At 67.4% G+C, this 18,066-nt stretch carries 14 protein-coding genes; 12 read left to right on the top strand and 2 right to left on the bottom strand.

What is annotated here, in order from left to right; genetic code table 11:
• Window positions 1-506 precede the first annotated feature (506 nt).
• Both msrP and IEW15_RS00935 read right to left on the bottom strand, forming a co-directional pair.
• Window positions 507-1,517: a protein-methionine-sulfoxide reductase catalytic subunit MsrP gene (gene msrP, locus IEW15_RS00940; RefSeq protein WP_188574071.1), complete on the bottom strand. Its 1,011-nt coding sequence runs from the start codon at window positions 1,515-1,517 to the stop codon at window positions 507-509.
• Window positions 1,518-1,734: 217 nt separating this feature from the next.
• Window positions 1,735-2,937 carry a pyridoxal phosphate-dependent aminotransferase gene (locus tag IEW15_RS00935; RefSeq protein WP_188574070.1) on the bottom strand — a complete coding sequence of 401 codons (1,203 nt, stop codon included), beginning with the start codon at window positions 2,935-2,937 and terminating at the stop codon, window positions 1,735-1,737.
• A 276-nt stretch (window positions 2,938-3,213) separates the two neighbouring features.
• On the opposite strand from IEW15_RS00935, the gene uvrB reads away from it, so the two are divergent.
• From uvrB to IEW15_RS00875, 12 genes are all read left to right on the top strand, one after another.
• Entirely contained in the window at window positions 3,214-5,427 is a 2,214-nt protein-coding gene (gene uvrB / locus IEW15_RS00930; RefSeq protein ID WP_372402080.1) for an excinuclease ABC subunit UvrB, read from the top strand.
• Window positions 5,428-5,577: 150 nt separating this feature from the next.
• A complete protein-coding gene (locus IEW15_RS00925; RefSeq protein ID WP_188574069.1) occupies window positions 5,578-6,684 on the top strand; it encodes an efflux RND transporter periplasmic adaptor subunit in 1,107 nt (368 codons plus the stop codon).
• Window positions 6,685-6,772: 88 nt separating this feature from the next.
• Window positions 6,773-9,994 (top strand): efflux RND transporter permease subunit, encoded by a 3,222-nt coding sequence (locus IEW15_RS00920; RefSeq protein ID WP_188574068.1) that lies wholly within the window; start codon window positions 6,773-6,775, stop codon window positions 9,992-9,994.
• Between the two features lie 59 nt (window positions 9,995-10,053).
• Window positions 10,054-10,920, top strand: a complete 867-nt coding sequence (locus tag IEW15_RS00915) for an SDR family oxidoreductase (RefSeq protein WP_188574067.1) — start codon at window positions 10,054-10,056, stop codon at window positions 10,918-10,920.
• 149 nt (window positions 10,921-11,069) lie between these two features.
• Window positions 11,070-11,477 carry a dihydroneopterin aldolase gene (locus IEW15_RS00910; RefSeq protein ID WP_188574066.1) on the top strand — a complete coding sequence of 136 codons (408 nt, stop codon included), beginning with the start codon at window positions 11,070-11,072 and terminating at the stop codon, window positions 11,475-11,477.
• Between the two features lie 384 nt (window positions 11,478-11,861).
• On the top strand, window positions 11,862-14,369 hold the full coding sequence (gene uvrC, locus IEW15_RS00905) for an excinuclease ABC subunit UvrC (RefSeq protein ID WP_372402086.1): 2,508 nt from the start codon (window positions 11,862-11,864) through the stop codon (window positions 14,367-14,369).
• Between the two features lie 134 nt (window positions 14,370-14,503).
• Window positions 14,504-15,055, top strand: a complete 552-nt coding sequence (gene pgsA / locus IEW15_RS00900; RefSeq protein ID WP_188574065.1) for a CDP-diacylglycerol--glycerol-3-phosphate 3-phosphatidyltransferase — start codon at window positions 14,504-14,506, stop codon at window positions 15,053-15,055.
• 23 nt (window positions 15,056-15,078) lie between these two features.
• A complete protein-coding gene (gene moaD, locus IEW15_RS26435; protein ID WP_188574064.1) occupies window positions 15,079-15,828 on the top strand; it encodes a molybdopterin converting factor subunit 1 in 750 nt (249 codons plus the stop codon).
• Between the two features lie 122 nt (window positions 15,829-15,950).
• Window positions 15,951-16,451 (top strand): EF-hand domain-containing protein, encoded by a 501-nt coding sequence (locus tag IEW15_RS00890; protein ID WP_188574063.1) that lies wholly within the window; start codon window positions 15,951-15,953, stop codon window positions 16,449-16,451.
• Window positions 16,452-16,453: 2 nt separating this feature from the next.
• Window positions 16,454-17,053, top strand: coding sequence for a sigma-70 family RNA polymerase sigma factor (locus IEW15_RS00885; protein WP_229707723.1), 600 nt, complete (start codon window positions 16,454-16,456; stop codon window positions 17,051-17,053).
• Entirely contained in the window at window positions 17,053-17,649 is a 597-nt protein-coding gene (locus tag IEW15_RS00880; protein ID WP_188574120.1) for a hypothetical protein, read from the top strand. The genes IEW15_RS00885 and IEW15_RS00880 overlap by 1 nt, the downstream gene beginning before the upstream one ends.
• On the top strand, window positions 17,646-18,059 hold the full coding sequence (locus IEW15_RS00875) for a periplasmic heavy metal sensor (RefSeq protein ID WP_188574061.1): 414 nt from the start codon (window positions 17,646-17,648) through the stop codon (window positions 18,057-18,059). The genes IEW15_RS00880 and IEW15_RS00875 overlap by 4 nt, the downstream gene beginning before the upstream one ends.
• Window positions 18,060-18,066: the final 7 nt, after the last annotated feature.

Raw genomic sequence — 18,066 nt, 5'->3', positions numbered from 1 at the left:
ACGGCACGTATAACAATCGAGTGATCCGCAGACGGACCGGCGACCATAGAGGCCAGCCCGTCAACGGTCTGCGGATCAGGGGCGCTTCCTCACGCAACACGACGCCAGCCGGCATCTTTTATAACAGGAGCGCGAAGAACGGAGCGGCCGACGGGACGATACCGGTGATGCCGACGGGCCTCCCCTCCCTCGTGGCATCGGATATCGCGGCGTTCTGCGACCGGCGTCACTGCCGGGCGGGTGCCTGTGCCCCGGATGTCTCGTCCGAAGCTGTCGTCGTGTGCCTCAGGCGGGTGCCTGTGCAACGCGATCGCGCGCAACGCGGCTGCCATCGGCCGTTCCGTTCGTCGTGTCGGCGGCAGCCCTCCCCAGTTCCACCGCCGGCCCGTCGCGACCATGTTTTCGTCCGGTCTGACGATGCGCAAATATGACGCAGCCAGCCGATCCACGCAAGTCCGTTGTGCGCGGGACGCATGGCAGGTGATGGAAACCGCGTATGACGGCGATCAGCGGAACAGACGGTCGCCGTCGTTGACACCGGTATAAAGGCTGGCGACCTGCTCGCCATAGCCGTTCCACTTCAGGGTCGGCACGTCCTCGCCGGTATCGATCATCTTCTCGGTTGCCTGGCTCCAGCGCGGATGGGCGACTTCGGGGTTCACATTGGCCCAGAAGCCGTATTCGCGGCTTTCAAGCTGCTCCCAGAAACTGGTCGGGCGTTCATCGGTGACGGTGAAGCGCACGATCGACTTGATCGACTTGAAGCCATATTTCCAGGGCGTCACCAACCGCAGCGGCGCGCCATGCTGGCGGGGCAGCGGCTTGCCGTAGATGCCGGTGGCGATGAAGGCCAGATCATTGGCCGCCTCGTCCAGCGTCAATCCCTCGACATAGGGCCAGGGCAGCCAGATGGAGCGCTGACCATGGGCCATGCCGCTGTCCTCAAAAGTCTCCATACGCAGGTACTTCGCGCCGGCCTTGGGCCCGGCCATCTTCACCAGCGCCGACAGCGGAAAGCCACTCCACGGCACCACCATCGCCCAGGCTTCGACACAGCGGAACCGATAGATCCGCTCTTCCAGCGCCATCTTCCGGATCAGGGCATCGGCATCCAGGGTCTGCGGATTATCGACCATGCCGTCGATGGTGACCGTCCAGGGCTGAAGCGTCAGCTTCTGGGCGTCGGGCCAGATCCGCTTATGGGTGCCGAATTCATAGAAATTGTTATAGGACGAGGCGATCTTCTCGGGCGTCAACGGCCGGCCGGCATCGGCATAGGCGGGGTTGCGGTCAACCGGATACAGCCCCGTCCACGGGTTGTCGGTGGGCGCGTCGCCCGGCTGATAGGCATGGGCATGACCGGGCGCCAGCAGCGCCCCTGCCACACCGCCGCCCATGGCGGCACCCATGGCGCCAAACCCCATGGCCTTCAGCACCGAGCGTCGATCGCGCCACACGGCCTCGGGCGTGACGTCGCGTTCCGGCAAATTCCAGCTGCGGCGACGGATGATGCGCATCGAACAAACTCCTGACGGTTCCGGTGGGCTTTGAAACCTGACGTCCCACCATGGAGATTAGATCCCCGCCGCCACACATCAAAGCGGATGACGCGCCGATCACGCAGGCGTGAAGGCCCCCCTGACATACAGAACCCCGGCAGCCGAAGCTGCCGGGGTTCTGTATGTCGTGCCGGGGATATGCCGGCCGGATATGCCGGCCGGACAGGGCCGCCGGTCAGACCAGATCGTTGCAGGCCCGGGCGATGCGGCCGCAGGCTTCTTCCAGCACCTCGTCGGCGGTGGCATAGGAGATGCGGAAATAGGGGTCGAGACCGAAGGCCGCGCCATGCACGACGGCGATGCCGACATGCTCCAGCAGATAGCCCGCGAAATCCTCGCTCGACCCGATCACCTGCCCCTGCGGGGTCTTCTTGCCCAGCACGCCCTCGCAGGACGGATAGACATAGAACGCGCCCTCGGGCACCGGGCAGACCAGGCCGGGGGCCTGGTTCAGCAGCCGCACCACCAGATCGCGGCGGACCTGGAAGCGGCGCGCGCGCTCGGCGATGAAATCCTGCGGGCCATTCAGCGCCTCGACCGCGGCCGCCTGACTGATCGAGGACGGGTTCGACGTCGACTGCGACTGAATGGCGGTGATCGCCTTGATGATGTTGGCGGGGCCGCCGGCATAGCCGATGCGCCAGCCGGTCATCGAATAGGCCTTGGAAACGCCGTTCACGGTGAGGGTGCGGTCATACAGCTCCGGCGCCACCTGCGCGATGGTGGCGAATTCGAAGCCGTCATACAGGATGTGCTCGTACATATCGTCGGTCAGCACCAGCACATGCGGGTGACGGACCAGAACATCGGCCAGCGCCCGCAATTCGGCGGCCGAATAGGCGGCACCGCTGGGGTTGCTGGGCGAATTCAGGATCAGCCACTTGGTGCGGGGCGTGATCGCCGCCTCAAGCTGGGCCGGCTGGATCTTGAATCCGGTCTCGCGGCCGGCTTCAACGAAGACCGGCACGCCTTCGGCCAGCAGCGCCATATCGGGATACGACACCCAGTACGGCGCCGGAATGATCACCTCGTCGCCCGGGTTCAGCGTGGCCATGAACGCGTTGTACAGCACCTGCTTGCCGCCGGTGCCAACCACGATCTGGTTCGCCGCGTAGTCCAGGCCGTTCTCGCGCTTGAACTTGTTCCGCACCGCCTCGATCAGCGCCCGGGTGCCCTGCACCGGCGTGTACTTGGTCTGGCCATCGCGGATCGCCTTGATCGCGGCGTCCTTGATGTTGTCGGGGGTGTCGAAATCGGGCTCGCCCGCGCCCAGGCCGATGATGTCGCGACCAGCTTCCTTGAGCTGGGCGGCCTTGGCGGTGACGGCAAGCGTCGGCGACGGCTTGATGCGGGACAGGCGGTCGGCGATCACGGACATTGGATCAGCTCTTCGGCTGGGAAACAAAACGGGTGAACGATGCGCCGCCGATCGGAGAAAATGGCGCGCTGTCAGCATGCTGACCGGCCCCGTCTCCGGCAAACGGACATCCGGGCGGCAACGTACTCCCGGCCCCCGGGCCTTTCAACGGAAAAGCCCTCAACCGAAGGCCTCCCGCGCCCCCTCCTTGCGCGGTTCACACACCCGCTGAAAAAGCTGCAAAAGATACTATATTGGGTTGCACGCCTCCCCCATCGGTACCGGAGTTCCGAGATCATGCCCGGCAGCCTGTCTGCTCTGACGCCCGACCGGCAGTCACCCGATCCGATGCCGACCCGTCCGGACGGGCCGGCCGACTTCCGTCTGGTCAGCGCCTATCAACCAGCCGGAGATCAGCCGACAGCGATCGCCGAATTGATCGATGGAATCCGCGGCCACGAGCGCGATCAGGTTCTGCTGGGTGTGACCGGATCGGGCAAGACCTTCACCATGGCCCAGGTGATCGCCGCCGAGAAACGCCCTGCCCTGATTCTGGCGCCGAACAAGACTCTTGCCGCTCAGCTTTATGGCGAGATGAAGGAATTCTTCCCCGACAACGCCGTGGAGTATTTCGTCTCGTATTACGATTATTACCAACCCGAAGCCTATGTGCCGCGCTCGGACACCTATATCGAGAAAGAAGCCTCGATCAACGAGCAGATTGATCGGATGCGCCACTCGGCGACACGGGCGCTGCTGGAACGTCGCGACGTGGTCATCGTCGCCTCGGTGTCGTGCATCTATGGTATCGGCGCGGTGGAAACCTATGCCCGGATGACCCTCGACGTGTCGAAGGGCGAAACGCTCGATCGCAATGCCTTCGTCAAGCGGCTGGTGGAGTTGCAGTACAAGCGCAACGATACCGGCTTCCAGCGCGGCGCCTTCCGGGTGCGCGGCGATGTGGTGGAAATCTTCCCCGCCCATCTGGAAGACCGCGCCTGGCGGCTGAGCCTGTTCGGCGACGAGGTGGAACAGATCGTGGAGTTCGACCCGCTGACCGGCGAGAAGACCGGCAGCTTCCCGAAGGTCAGGATCTATCCCAACAGCCATTACGTGACACCGAAGCCGACACTGGCCCAGGCGTCGAAGCAGATCATGCAGGAGTTGAAGACCCGGCTGGTCCAGTTCGAGGCCGATGGCAAGCTGCTGGAAGCACAGCGCCTGGAACAGCGCACCATGTTCGATCTGGAAATGATCGAGGCCACCGGCTCCTGCGCCGGCATCGAGAACTATTCACGCTATCTGTCGGGCCGCGCGCCGGGCGAGCCGCCGCCGACGCTGTTCGAATATCTGCCGGAAGATGCGATCCTGTTCGTGGACGAAAGCCATGTCACCGTGCCCCAGGTCGGCGGCATGTTTCGCGGCGACTTTCAGCGCAAATCGACCCTGTCGGAGTTCGGCTTCCGACTGCCGTCCTGCGCCGACAACCGGCCGCTGAAATTCGAGGAATGGGACGCGATGCGGCCGCAATCGGTGTTCGTATCGGCGACCCCAGGGCCTTGGGAGATGGAACGCACCGGCGGCCTGTTCGTGGAACAGGTGATCCGCCCGACCGGGCTGATCGATCCGCCGGTGATCGTGCGGCCCTGCACGCGCCAGGTCGACGATCTGCTGGGGGAAGCCCGCGACACCATCGCCCGCGGGTATCGGGTTCTGGTCACCACCCTGACCAAACGCATGGCCGAGGATCTGACGGAATACATGCACGAGGCCGGGCTGAAGGTCCGCTATCTGCATTCCGACATCGAGACCCTGGAGCGGATCGAGATCATCCGCGACCTGCGCAAGGGCGTGTTCGATATCCTGATCGGGATCAACCTGTTGCGCGAGGGTCTGGATATCCCGGAATGCGCTCTGGTGGCGATTCTGGATGCCGACAAGGAAGGTTTCCTGCGGTCCAAGACCTCGCTGGTTCAGACCATCGGGCGCGCGGCCCGCAATATCGATGGCCGGGTGCTGTGCTATGCCGACCATATGACCGAAAGCCTGAACTATGCCATCGCCGAGACCGAGCGACGGCGCGCCAAGCAGGTCGCCTATAACGAGGAGCACGGCATCACGCCCGAAAGCGTGCGCAAGACCATCGGCGCGGCGCTGGGATCGGTCTATGAGGCCGATTACCTGAAGGTGGATGTCGACGAGGCCGAGGGCGGCCACCTGGTCGGCCATAACTTGAAGGCCTATAAGGAGGATCTGGAAAAGCGGATGCGCGAGGCTGCCGCCGATCTGGAATTCGAGGAGGCGGCCCGCCTGCGCGACGAGTTGAAGCGCCTGGATGCCGCCGAACTGGGGCTGGCCGAAGCCGGCGCCCCCATGCTGTCGCCCCCACGGGGGCGCGGCGGATCGCGATCCCTCGACAGCAGAGCCGCCACGGTCAGTGGCGGCGCCAAGGCCGGCGGGCGGCGCGGCGCCATGAAATCCGGACGCCCCACCGGCCGCAAGCGCGGCTGAGGGCCACAATGTCTGCGCCCGTTACGCGGCATCCGATCCGTCCTTGAAATCGCAGCGTAGGAGAACTGTGCGCCTGCGCGTATCATCGCCGGCAACAGGTGATGGCGCCATCGCAGACGCCACAGCAGGCGGGGCTTCGGGGGACTGGACGTGCGGATCATCGGGCAGATCGTGTTGATCGCCGGGCTTGCAGCGGCAGGCGCGGGTGCGTGGTATGGCTGGGACCACCTGACCGGGGGGGAAACGGGCACGGCATCCGCCACCATCGCCCCCGCCGGACAACAGCCGGTGCGGGTGGAGCTGGAAACGGTGACCCCGCGCCAGCTGGCCCGGACGGTGGAGGCCGTGGGCACGGCGCGCGCGATCGAGGCGATCACCGTTTCCACCAAGATTTCCGGGCGGATCACCGACCTGAACTTCATCCCCGGCGGCACGGTCGAGGCCGGCCAGGTGCTGGCGGTGCTCGACGATGCCGGCGCCCGCGCCGATGTCGCCCGCCTGGAAGCGGCGGTGAAGGAAGCCACCACCCAGTTGGAACGCACCCGGCAGCTGCGCCGGGGCAACGCCGTTTCGGCCGCTGAATTCGACACCCGGACCACCGAGCTCACCGCCGCCCGCGCCACCCTGGCCTCGGCGCGCGCAACCCTGGCCGATCATCGCGTGGTCGCCCCCTTTCCCGGCCGGGTGGGGTTGAAGCAGGTGAGCGTGGGCGCCGTGGTCGGCCCCGATACCGCCATCACCACCCTCGACAACATCGATCCGATCAAGGTGGCCTTCGCGGTGCCCGAAACCGCGCTGGCCCAACTCGCCCCCGGCCAGATGGTCGCGGCGGCGAGTGCGGCCTATCCCGCCACCGCCTTCGTCGGCACGGTCCGGTTCATCGACACCCGCATCGACGTGTCCACGCGCGCGGTGACGGTCGAAGCCGAGATCGACAACGCCGACGGCCGGCTGAAGCCCGGCATGTTCCTGGCCGTCACCCTGACACTCGACCCCGGGCCCGACGTGCCGACCATTCCCGAACAGGCGCTGATCCGCGAGGGCCGGCTGGCCTATGTCTATGTCGCAGCCGCCGACGGCACGGCCGAGCGCCGGGTGGTGGAACCCGGCCGGCGCCAGAACGGCCAGGTCGAGATTCTGGCAGGGCTTCAGGCCGGCGAGCAGGTGGTTGCAGCGGGCCACCAGCGCCTGCGCAACGGCGCGCCCATCGCCGTCACCGCACCCGCACCCGCACCCGCCAACGTGACCGCCGGCTGAGCACCACCACGAACAGCCTGCACCATCCAGATCGCGGTGACGCCCCCAACCGGGGCCGGAATGCTGCGCAACAGAGGCCGGCCCCGCTATGATCCTGTCGGATGTCTCCATCAAGCGCCCGGTCTTTGCGACCGTGCTGTCCCTGCTGCTGATCGTGGTGGGGCTGGCCGCGGGCCTGCGGCTGGCGGTGCGTGAATATCCCGATGTCGACACGCCGCAGGTCTCGGTCGGCACGTCATTCCGTGGCGCGCCGGCGTCCCTGGTCGAAACCCAGGTGACCGAGATCATCGAAGGGGCGGTCAGCGGCATCGAGGGCATCCGGACCCTGCGCTCGGTCAGCCGCGACGGCCGCTCGTTCGTGAACATCGAATTCAATGTCGAGCGCGACCTGGAGGCCGCCACCAACGACGTCCGCGACAAGGTCGCCCAGGTGATCGACGATCTGCCCGAGACGGCGGAACAGCCGATCATCTCGAAGGCCGACGCCGACAGCCGGCCGATGCTTTGGATGACCTTGACCTCGAATGCCCGCGACGCGCTGGCGCTCACCGATTACGCCGACCGCTTCATCGTCGACCGGCTGTCGGTGGTGCCGGGTGTGGCCTCGGTCTATATCGGCGGCGAGCGGCGCTATGCGATGCGGATCTGGATCGACCGCCAGGCGCTGTCGGCCCGCGGCCTGACGGTGAACGACGTCACCGCCGCACTCAACCGCGAGAACCTGGAACTGCCGGCCGGCAGCATCGAGACCACCAATCGCGAGGTCACGATCCGCACCGACACCCGGTTCGCGACCGAGGCCGATTTCCGCCAGCTTGTGGTCAGCGGCGGCGCCGATGGCCGGCCGATCCGGCTGGGCGACATCGCCCGCATCGAGGTCGGTGCCGAGGATTACAAGAACGAGATCCGCTCCAACGGCCAGCAAGGCATCGGCGTCGGCGTCATCCGCCAGTCGAAGGCCAACACACTGGATGTGGCGAACGGCGTGCGCGCGGAAGTCGAGGCGCTGCGCACCAGCCTGCCGCCGGACATGACCATCAGCTATTCCTATGACGAAAGCCTGTTCATCTCGGAGGCGATCTATGAGGTGATGCACGCGCTGGTCATCGCCCTGCTGCTGGTGGTGGGCATCATCTTCGTCTTTCTGCGCTCGATCGCGGCCACGCTGGTGCCGGCGGTGGCGATCCCGGTCTCGGTCATCGCCTCGCTCACCGTGCTCGGCGCCATGGGCTTTTCGATCAATGTGCTGACCCTGCTGGCGCTGGTGCTGGCGATCGGGCTGGTGGTCGATGACGCCATCGTGGTTCTTGAAAACATCCACCGCCGGATCGAAGACGGTGAGCCGCCATTGCTTGCCGCCTATCGCGGCGCCCGCCAGATCGCCTTCGCGGTGATCGCGACCACGCTGGTGCTGATCGCGGTGTTCGTGCCGATCTCGTTCATGGAGGGCCGCACCGGACGGTTGTTCGGCGAATTCGGCATCGCCATGGCGGCATCGGTGGCGTTCTCGATGCTGGTGGCGCTGACCCTGACCCCGATGATGTGCAGCAAGCTGCTGCGCGCGCCCGGCCATGCCAATGCCGCCGAACGCGGCGCCCGCCGGTTCTTCGATGGCCTCAACACGGTTTATGACCGGATGCTGGGCTGGGCGATGGGCGCGCGGCTGGTGGTGCTGGCGGTGGCGGTGGCGCTGTCGGCGGTGGCGGGCCTGCTTTATGAACAGGTTCCGAAGGAATTCGCCCCCACCGAGGATCGCGGCAGCTTCATCGTGGTGGTCGAGGCGCCGCAGGGGTCGAGCTACGACTACACCAGCCGCAATGTCGAGAAGGTCGAGCAGATCCTGCAACCTCTGGTGGACGAGGGCGTCGCCTCGACCGTGTTCACCATCGTCTCGCCCGGCTCCAGCCGGCCGGCACCGGTCGATCGCGCCTTCGTCATCGTGCGGCTGGTGCCCTGGGCCGAGCGCACCGCCGGTCAGGTGGATCTGGTCAACCGGGTGCGGCCGCAGCTCACCGCCATTCCGGGGGTGCGCGCGGTGCCGGTCAATCCGCCGGGGCTGGGGCAGCGCGGCTTCTCCAATCCGCTGGAAGTGGTGGTCGCCGGCCTGGACCGCGAGGATGTGAAGGCCTGGCGCGACATCATGATGGACCGGCTGCTGGCTGAACCGGGCCTGAACAACGTCAACAGCGACTACGAAGAGACCAAGCCGCAGCTGGATGTCACGGTCGACCGCGAACGCGCCGCGGCCCTCGGCATCTCGGCCCAGGATATCGGCAGCACGCTGGAGGTGATGTTCGGCAGCCGCACCGTCACCCGGTTCGAGGATCGCGGCGAACAGTATGACGTGGTGCTTCAGGCCGAAAACAGCGACCGTGCCAGCGCCGCCGATCTGTCCAGCCTGTTCGTGCGCGCCGGCACCGACGGCTCGCTGGTGCCGCTGTCCAATCTGGTGCGGATGGAAGAGGTGGCGGTGCCCAAGGAACTGCGCCGCGTCGACCGGCTGCCGGCGATCACCATCTCGGCCGGGCTGGCCGACGGCTATGGTCTCGGCAACGCCGTGGAGCGGGTGCAGGAGATCGCGGCCACCAACCTGCCGCCGCAGGCACGGATCAGCTTCGACGGCCAGTCGCGGGAATATGTCGATGCCGGCGCCGGCATCATGCTGACCTTCGCCCTGTCGATCCTGATCGTGTTCCTGGTGCTGGCAGCCCAGTTCGAAAGCTGGATCCACCCGGTGATCATTCTTCTGGCGGTGCCGCTGGCGCTGACCGGCGGCCTTGCCGGCATCTGGCTGTCCGGCGGCACGCTGAACATCTACAGCCAGATCGGCATGGTGATGCTGATCGGCCTTATGGCCAAGAACGGCATCCTGATCGTGGAATTCGCCAATCAGTTGCGGGATGAAGATGGCTTGTCCCCGGCCGAGGCGGCGCGCAAATCGGCGGTTCTGCGCCTGCGACCGATCCTGATGACCACCATCGCCACGGTTCTGGGCGCGGTGCCGCTGGCCATGGGATCGGGTGCCGGAGTCGAAAGCCGCAGCGCGCTGGCGGTGGTGGTCATCGGCGGCATGACGCTGGCCACGATCATGACCCTGTTCCTGGTGCCGGTGCTGTATGCCATGCTTGCGGGCTTCACCAAGCCGGCGGCGACCATCGCAAATCGCCTGCTCGCGCTTGACCGGCAGCCGGCGACGGCACATGTCCACCAGGATGGCGCATCCGACGATGGCCGGGCTCCGCCCCCAGCCGGCCCTGCCGGGAAATTCCCAGGGGGAAAACTGCCGGGAGATGGCGTCCCCGGCGAATGACCGGGTGGCCGGGTGCCGCTTCTTCACATGACCCTTCCTGTCAGACGGACCCCTGCCCCATGACCCTGCACTCCGAACAGCCCGGCCTCATCGACGGCGCCAGACCCCTGCCCGCCATACCCAGGACGGCCCTGGTGACCGGCGCCGCCCGGCGCATCGGCCGGTGCGTGGCGCTGGACCTCGCAGCCCATGGCTATGCCGTGGCCGTGCACTATAACGGTTCGGCCGAAGATGCCGACGCCGTGGTCGCGCAGATCGTGTCGGCGGGTGGGCGGGCCGTGGCACTGGCCGCCGATCTGTCTGTGGAAGCCGAGGTCGCCGCACTGATGCCCGCCGCCACCGCGGCGCTGGGGCCCGTGGGTGTGCTGATCAACAATGCCTCGACCTTCGAATATGATGCCGTCACCACCGCCACCCGCGATAGCTGGGATTTCCACATGGAGGTCAACCTGCGCGCGCCTTTCGTACTGTCGCAAGCGCTGGTGGCACAACTGCCGGACGATGCCGGCGGTACGATCATCAATCTGATCGATCAGCGGGTGTGGAATCTGACACCACATTTCATGACCTATACCGTCAGCAAGGCCGGCTTGTGGACCCTGACCCGGACCATGGCGATGGCGCTGGCGCCACGCATCCGGGTGAATGCCATCGGCCCCGGCCCGACACTCGCCAGCGTGCATCAGGACCACGAGGGCTTCCGCGCCCAATGCGACAAGATGCCCCTGCGGCGCGGCACCTCGCCTGCCGAGATCGCGGCGGCGATCCGCTTCCTGATCGATGCCCAGGCGATGACCGGCCAGATGCTGGCCCTGGACGGCGGCCAGCATCTGGGCTGGGCGCAGGCGCCGCACGGATCTGGGCCACATGGATCGGAACCGCATCCCGGCGCGGGGGGTGGGGCGCATGATGCGGCACTGGACTGACCCTCGACGGCGCTCACGCACTGCGGTAGGACTGCGCGATGCCGGCCCAGGCCGGCCTCTGCCCCTTCTCGCTTCGTCCTTGCCCTGAACCAAGACCCTCGGGCGGGCCGGTCTGCCGGCCGGCCGCGCGCCCCGAACGGGAGAGCGACTTGACCGACCCGATCCAACTGCGTGCCGTCCCCCAGCCGGATCAACGGCCCGCGCGGCGACATCTGTTCATCCGCGACCTGGTGATCGCCTGCGACATCGGCGTCCATGCGCATGAACATGGCCGGCCACAGCGCGTGGCCTTCAACATCGACATCACCCTGCGCGACGACGGGCCGCCACCGGCCGATGATCTGTCGCATGTGCTGTCTTACGAGGATCTGGTGATCGGCATACGCGCACTCGCCCGGGATGGCCATGTCAATCTGGTTGAAACACTTGCCGAACGCGTGGCGGGGCTCTGCTTCACCGACGATCGCGTTCTGGTGGCACGGGTGCGGATCGAAAAGCTGGACGTGTTCCCCGACGCCGCCGGGGTGGGTGTGGAAATTGAGCGAATGCGCGCCTGACCGCGAGGCGGGCCATATTGTGCAAAGCCCGCCCACCACATGCCGAATCGCTCTGATAGCATGCGGATGCATGTAGTCGACCGCCATGAACGGGGCGGGAACGGTGGCGGAATCCGGCCACACCCGCTTTTTTTTGCACAGGGACCATCCAAGAAAGCACTTGACACTGACTCTCCGTGCTAAGCCCTTGATGGTACGTGGCTGGCGACCTGATTTGTGGAAATCGTAGTAAAAACAATGCCTTAATAAATGCCTTATTTTTGGGCAAAGCGATGGAAAACCAAGCGGGCGGCCCTGTCGCAACGTCCCTCAACACGATATGCACATGGTTATCCACAGTTTCCGTGGATATGTTGACGATCCGATGACGCTTGTGAGACGGACATGACCGAGACCCCTGAAGATATCCACCGCCAGCCGACCGATCCGGCCCAGACCGGCGCCGCGTCCGGAGATGCCGAGGATACCGGGGCCGAGGATATCGTCTGGGAAGGCGATGGCGCCGCACTCGACACGCCGGCCCTGGCCCGGCTGCTGTCGCGCCGCCGGCCCGCCGGTGTCGCAGACGGCGAAACCGGCGATGACGACGCCGTCGACGGTGACACTGGCGACGATGACACTGGCGACGACGGGGCAGATGATGACGCGTCCGATGATGCCTCTGGGCATGACGAGGATCGCGCCGATCACCGTGCCGGGATGGCCGGCGCCTCGGATGATCGCCCGGCACCCCGTCGCCCGGCACCCCATCGTTCGGGCCGGCGGCCGCGTCACGAGACCGGCGATCCGGGCTGGGTGCGGCTGGCGCCGGTCGATGGCAGTGACGAGAACGCCGATGACGAGGCTGATGCCGACGATGCCGAGGCGGATGCCTGGGTATCGGCCGACACCGGCGACGGCGCTGCCGGGCCGCCTGACGTCGGGGCACCTGATGATGCCATCGCCACGCCCCCTGAAGGGGCAATCGGCAGCGATGCCGGCCCGGCGGCCCCCACCGGCCCGTCGCTGCGCCGGCATCCGCAATTGCAGGTCGGACGGGCCGCAATTCAGTCGGCGCTGCGCACCATGCCCGACAGCGCCGGCGTGTACCGGATGCTGGATACCCATGGCGACGTGCTCTATGTCGGCAAGGCCAAGCATCTGAAGCGGCGGGTGGCATCGTATACCCGGATCAACCAGTTGCAGCCGCGGTTGATGCGGATGGTCGCCGAGACCCGGACCATGGAGATCGTCGTCACCGGTTCCGAGGCCGAGGCGCTGCTGCTGGAAGCCAATCTGATCAAGCGGCTGCGGCCCCGCTTCAACGTGCTGCTGCGCGACGACAAGAGCTTCCCCTATATCCTGATCACCGGCGACCATGATTTTCCGCAGATCGTGAAGCACCGCGGCGCCCGCAACCGCAAGGGCGAGTATTTCGGCCCCTTTGCCAGCGCCGGCGCGGTGAACGAAACCCTGGCGATGCTGGAGAAGGCGTTCCTGCTGCGGACCTGCTCGGATCCGATGTTCGACAGCCGCACCCGCCCCTGCCTGCAATACCAGATCAAGCGGTGCAGCGCGCCGTGCTGCGCCTATGTCGACCGCGACAGCTATGGCCGGCTGGTATCGGAGGCACGCGATTTCCTGCGCGGACGCTCGGCCAGCGTGCGCGAGGCGATGCAGGGCCATATGGCGCAGGCGGCCGAAGCGCTGGATTTCGAGACCGCCGCGGTCTATCGCGACCGGATCAAGGCTCTGGCCCGGGTGACCGCCAGCCAGGGGATCAATTTCCAGGGTCTGGAGGATGCGGATGTGGTGGCGATCGCCGATGAGGGCGGCCAGGCCTGCATCCAGGTGTTCTTCTTCCGCGGCGGCCAGAATTACGGCAACCGGGCCTATTTCCCGGCCAACGAGGCCGGCAGCCCGGCGCCCGAGGTGCTGTCGGCCTTTCTTGGCCAGTTCTATGCCGACAAGCTGCCCCCGCGTGAGGTGCTGCTGAGCCAGGAACCCGACGAGGCGGCGCTGGTCGCCCAGGCGCTGTCGGTGCGCGCCGGCCACAAGGTGCGGCTCGCGGTGCCGCGACGTGGCGACAAGGCCCAGGCCGTGGGTCATGCCGTCACCAATGCGCGTGAGGCGCTGGGCCGCAAGCTGGCCGAGACGTCCAGCCAGAAGCGGCTGCTGGAGGGCACCGCCAAGGTCTTCGGCATGGATCGCACGCCCGGCCGGATCGAGGTCTATGACAACGCCCATATCTCGGGCACCCACGCGGTCTGCGGTATGATCGTCGCCGGCCCCGACGGCCTGGACCGGCGCGCCTATCGCAGCTTCACCATCCGCGACATCGACCCGGCCAAGGCCGGTGGCGACGACTATGCGATGATGCGCGAGGTGATGCGCCGCCGGTTCACCCGGCTCGCCCGCGAACTCGACGAGGCCGGAGGCGAGGTGGACCGGGTCGACGGCTGGCCGGATCTGGTGCTGCTGGATGGCGGCGAAGGCCAGCTCAAGACCGGCGTCGAGGAATTGGAGGCGGCTGGGCTGACCGGCCGGATCATGGTGGCGGCCATCGCCAAGGGCCCCGACCGCGATGCGGGCCGCGAGCGGTTCTTCCTGCCCGGTCAGGCGCCGTTCCGCCTGCCCGACCGCGACCCGGTACTGTATTTCCTGCAGCGCCTGCGCGACGAGGCCCACCGCTTCGCCGGCGGCCAGCACCGCGCCAAGCGCAGCCGCGCGATCGGCACCTCGGCACTGGACGAGATCCCCGGCATCGGCCCGCGGCGCAAAAAAGCGCTGCTGCATCATTTCGGCTCGGCCAAGGCGGTCGAGGTGGCCAGTCTGCCCGACATCGCCAAGGTCGACGGCATCTCCACCACCGTCGCCCGCCAGATCTATCACTTCTTTCACCCCGACGGCTGACCGCCTTCACCGGCACATGATCGCGCGAGGCTGACGAACCCGCCGCCGGCCTGTAGAGTGGGCGCGTCATGAGAATGGGCGCGTCCTGCCGCCCGAGTTGGCCATATGCCCCCGCCCCCAGTCACCGGATGCCGATGCGCAATCGCCTTCCCAACCTGCTCACCCTGTCGCGGATCGTGGTGATCCCGTTCTTCCTGGCGGCCTTCCTGTTGGAACCGGTGGCCGGTGCCTGGGTCAGCTTCGGGCTGTTCGCGGCCGCATCGGTCACCGACTGGCTGGATGGCTGGCTGGCGCGGCGCTGGGGCGTGGTCTCCGCCGTCGGCCGCTTCCTCGATCCGATCGCCGACAAGCTGCTGGTGACCGCGGCACTGCTGATGCTGGTCGGCGACGGCCGGGCCGATGCCCTGCCGGCGCTGATCATCCTGTGCCGCGAGATCCTGATTTCGGGCCTGCGCGAACATCTGGCCGGCGACCGGGTATCGGTGCCGGTATCGGGCCTTGCCAAATGGAAGACGACAGTGCAGATGGCGGCCATCGCCGTGCTGCTGCTGCTGCCGGTGCTGCCGGCATCGGCCGCCTTGGGCGGCACGACATTGCTGTGGGTGGCGGCGGGCCTGACCGTGATCACGGGATGGGCCTATATGCAGACCGGCATGCGCCATCTGATCGCCGCCGACCGGCGCTGACCCCCGAACCAGGAGACGGCCCCATGTCGCTGCATGTGCTTTATTTCGCCTGGATGCGCGCCCGCGTGGGCCGGGCAGACGAGGACATCGCCTTTTCACCGGCGGTCGCGACCGTGGCCGGGCTGCTGGACCATCTGTCGACGCTGAGCCCCGGCCATGAAGCGGCGCTGGCCGACCGCTCGGCCGTGCGGGTGGCGGTGAACCAGGATTATGCGCAGGGCGATGCCGGGCTGGCCGATGACGACGAGGTCGCGATCTTTCCGCCGGTCACCGGCGGCAGCGGCAGTGACGCCGGCACCTGCGCCATCGACATCCGCGTCCAGACCGCGGATTTCGACGTCGGCGCCGAATACGCCCGGGCGGCAGGCGGCGATGCCACCGGCGGCATCGCCATCTTCGTGGGCCAGGTGCGCGGCCGCGACGGCGACCAGACGATCGGCGCCATGACGCTTGAACATTATCCCGGCATGACCGAGCGGGAGATCCGCCGGGTGGCGGAACAGGCCGCTGAACGCTGGCCGCTTGAGGCGATCCGCATCATTCATCGGGTCGGGCGGCTTCAGCCGGGCGAGCGGATCGTGCTGGTGATCGCCGCATCCGCCCATCGCGCCGCCGCCTTCGATACCTGTGCCTTCCTGATCGACTGGCTGAAGACCCGCGCGCCGTTCTGGAAGCTGGAAGACACCAGCGAGGGGCCGCGCTGGGTGGCGGCCAAGGCATCGGACGACGCGGCGGCGGCACGCTGGCAGGACAACCACACACGACAGGCGTAGGAGGTGACCGGGACCGGTCGTTTAAGGGACAGAAGACGGGCACGACGACGCGCCGTCTCTGGCAGAACCGGAGCGATCCGGCATTCCCCGATCCCCCACACGCTCCGAAGGAGATGTGATCGATGACCGAGTTCAGCATCCGCCGCATGGCCGCAGCCGCCGGTATCGCCGCCCTGGTGGCATTCCCCGTGGCCGCGATCGCCGCCGATGATCAGGGCATGACCCTGGAGCAGATGCAGGCGAAGACCGCCGATCGTTTCCAGCGCATGGACGCCGACAAGGACGGCCGCGTCACCCGTGACGAGATGAAGGCCGCCCGCGCCGACATGATGAAGGGCCATGACGGCATGGGCCATGACGGCAAGGGTGGGCCGGGTCGCATGGGCGCCCATATGATGAAGCAGGTCGACACCAACAGCGACGGCAAGATCAGCCGCGATGAGTTCATGACGGGCGCTGACCGGATGTTCAGTCGCCTGGATGCCGATGGCGACGGCCAGATCACCGAGGCCGAGCGCGAGGCCATGCGGGCCCGCCACATGGACGGCTGGAAGATGGACGGCTGGAAGATGGACGGCAAGGACGGCAAGCCTGCCGCCGACGCCCCCAAGGCCGGCGGGTGACGATGGTCGCATCCTCGTCGGACGTCGAGGCCGCGGGGCGGCCGGAAGACGAGGATGATCGCCTGCTCGCCCGTGTGGCGGCAGGCGACGGCGTGGCCTTCGGTCGGCTGGTGGATCGCCATGGCGAGCGGGCGCTCGCCGTGGCGACCCGCATGCTGAGCAGCCGCAGCGATGCCGAAGATGCCGTGCAGGACGTGTTCACCCGCCTGTGGGCGGGGGCCGCGGCCCGCTGGCGACCGGGTGGCGCGCGGTTCGGAACCTGGCTGTGGCGGGCGGTCGCCAATCGCTGCCTGGATCAGCTCCGCCGGCCACGGATGAATGAACTGACCGAGGCCATGGAGCCGCCCGACCCGTCGCCCGGCGCGCTGGATCGCCTGATCCACGACCGGACGATGCGGCGGGTGGGCGACGCCGTGGCTGGTCTGCCTGAACGCCAACGCATGGCCATCGCTCTGGTCTACGACGCCGGGCTGTCGGGCAGCGAGGCAGCGGATGCCATGGGTGTCAGCGCCGGGGCGATGGAACAACTGCTGGTCAGGGCACGTCGCAGCCTGCGCCTTGAGCTCAAGACCGGCATGGACGAGGACGAGGGAGGCGCGTGATGGACATCGATGGCTTCAGGGCGTTGCTCGACGCCCATGGCGGCGATCCCGCACGCTGGCCCGCCGCCGCCCGCGACGATGCCCTTGTATTGCTGGCGGCCGAACCCCGCGCCCGTGCGGTGCTGGACGATGCCCGCCGGCTGGATGCCCTGATCCGGGCTGCCGCCCCCGAACCGCGCGGCAACGGTACCGGCCGGGATACGGCGTTCCTGAACCGGCTGAAGGCGATTCCGGCCGAGCGGCCGCAGATCGTGGTGATCGATGGCGGGCGCGGCACGATCGCCGCCGCGACGGCACAGCCGGCCACGACCGCACAGCCAGTGGTGCAGCCTGGGCCGCTGCCGGACCAGTCGCCACGCACGAGGCCGCACCATCAGCCGAAGACCGTATCCGACAGGACGTCCACCACCGGTCGCAGCCCGGCTTTCGCAGCCCGGCTGGGTGGTGCTGTTGCCGCCGCGGCCCTGCTGATGGGCATGCTGATCGGTGGCAATGGCTGGATGACCGGCGCGGCGCTGGCGCTGGACACATCGAACGACATCGACATCGCGGCCGTGCTCTATGCCGAGCAGGGCACGCTGGAGGAGCCGCAATGACCCTGAGTGGGCGCCGTGCGCGGCTGGTGGTCGGCGGATTGATCGCCAGCCTGGCGCTGAACCTGTTTGTCGCCGGCGTGATGATTTCCGGCGCGGTCGTGTCGCGGCCGCCATCGCATGACCGCGGGCTGATGCGGCTGATGCACGATCTTCAGGAACCGCAGCGCAGCGCCATCAAGGCCTCGTTCGCGGCTGAGCGCGATGCGCTGCACGACCATCTGACGGCCCTGCGCGATGCGCGCCACGGGTTGAAGCGCGTGATCAAGGCCCGGCCCGCCGCCGGCGCGGCCGAGCTGGAAGCGGCACTCACCGAACTGGCCCTGCGCGACCGCGAGATGCAGGATCTGGCCAGCCGGCTGATGGTGGACGGCTGGCGCCGCGCCGCATCATCCCCGGTCCCTGCCCGCTGAGCAAGCG

The organism is Tistrella bauzanensis (assembly GCF_014636235.1).
Classification (GTDB): domain Bacteria; phylum Pseudomonadota; class Alphaproteobacteria; order Tistrellales; family Tistrellaceae; genus Tistrella; species Tistrella bauzanensis.
This window is presented reverse-complemented; position numbering and strand designations above follow the sequence as displayed.

Coding starts and splice junctions, on each gene's coding strand:
- moaD (WP_188574064.1), top strand. CDS start 15,079: ATGTCGCTGCATGTGCTTTATTTCGCCTGGATGCGCGCCCGCGTGGGC.
- IEW15_RS00890 (WP_188574063.1), top strand. CDS start 15,951: ATGACCGAGTTCAGCATCCGCCGCATGGCCGCAGCCGCCGGTATCGCC.
- uvrB (WP_372402080.1), top strand. CDS start 3,214: ATGCCCGGCAGCCTGTCTGCTCTGACGCCCGACCGGCAGTCACCCGAT.
- IEW15_RS00885 (WP_229707723.1), top strand. CDS start 16,454: ATGGTCGCATCCTCGTCGGACGTCGAGGCCGCGGGGCGGCCGGAAGAC.
- IEW15_RS00935 (WP_188574070.1), bottom strand. CDS start 2,937: ATGTCCGTGATCGCCGACCGCCTGTCCCGCATCAAGCCGTCGCCGACG.
- uvrC (WP_372402086.1), top strand. CDS start 11,862: ATGACCGAGACCCCTGAAGATATCCACCGCCAGCCGACCGATCCGGCC.
- IEW15_RS00920 (WP_188574068.1), top strand. CDS start 6,773: ATGATCCTGTCGGATGTCTCCATCAAGCGCCCGGTCTTTGCGACCGTG.
- IEW15_RS00875 (WP_188574061.1), top strand. CDS start 17,646: ATGACCCTGAGTGGGCGCCGTGCGCGGCTGGTGGTCGGCGGATTGATC.
- IEW15_RS00915 (WP_188574067.1), top strand. CDS start 10,054: ATGACCCTGCACTCCGAACAGCCCGGCCTCATCGACGGCGCCAGACCC.
- IEW15_RS00880 (WP_188574120.1), top strand. CDS start 17,053: ATGGACATCGATGGCTTCAGGGCGTTGCTCGACGCCCATGGCGGCGAT.
- msrP (WP_188574071.1), bottom strand. CDS start 1,517: ATGCGCATCATCCGTCGCCGCAGCTGGAATTTGCCGGAACGCGACGTC.
- pgsA (WP_188574065.1), top strand. CDS start 14,504: ATGCGCAATCGCCTTCCCAACCTGCTCACCCTGTCGCGGATCGTGGTG.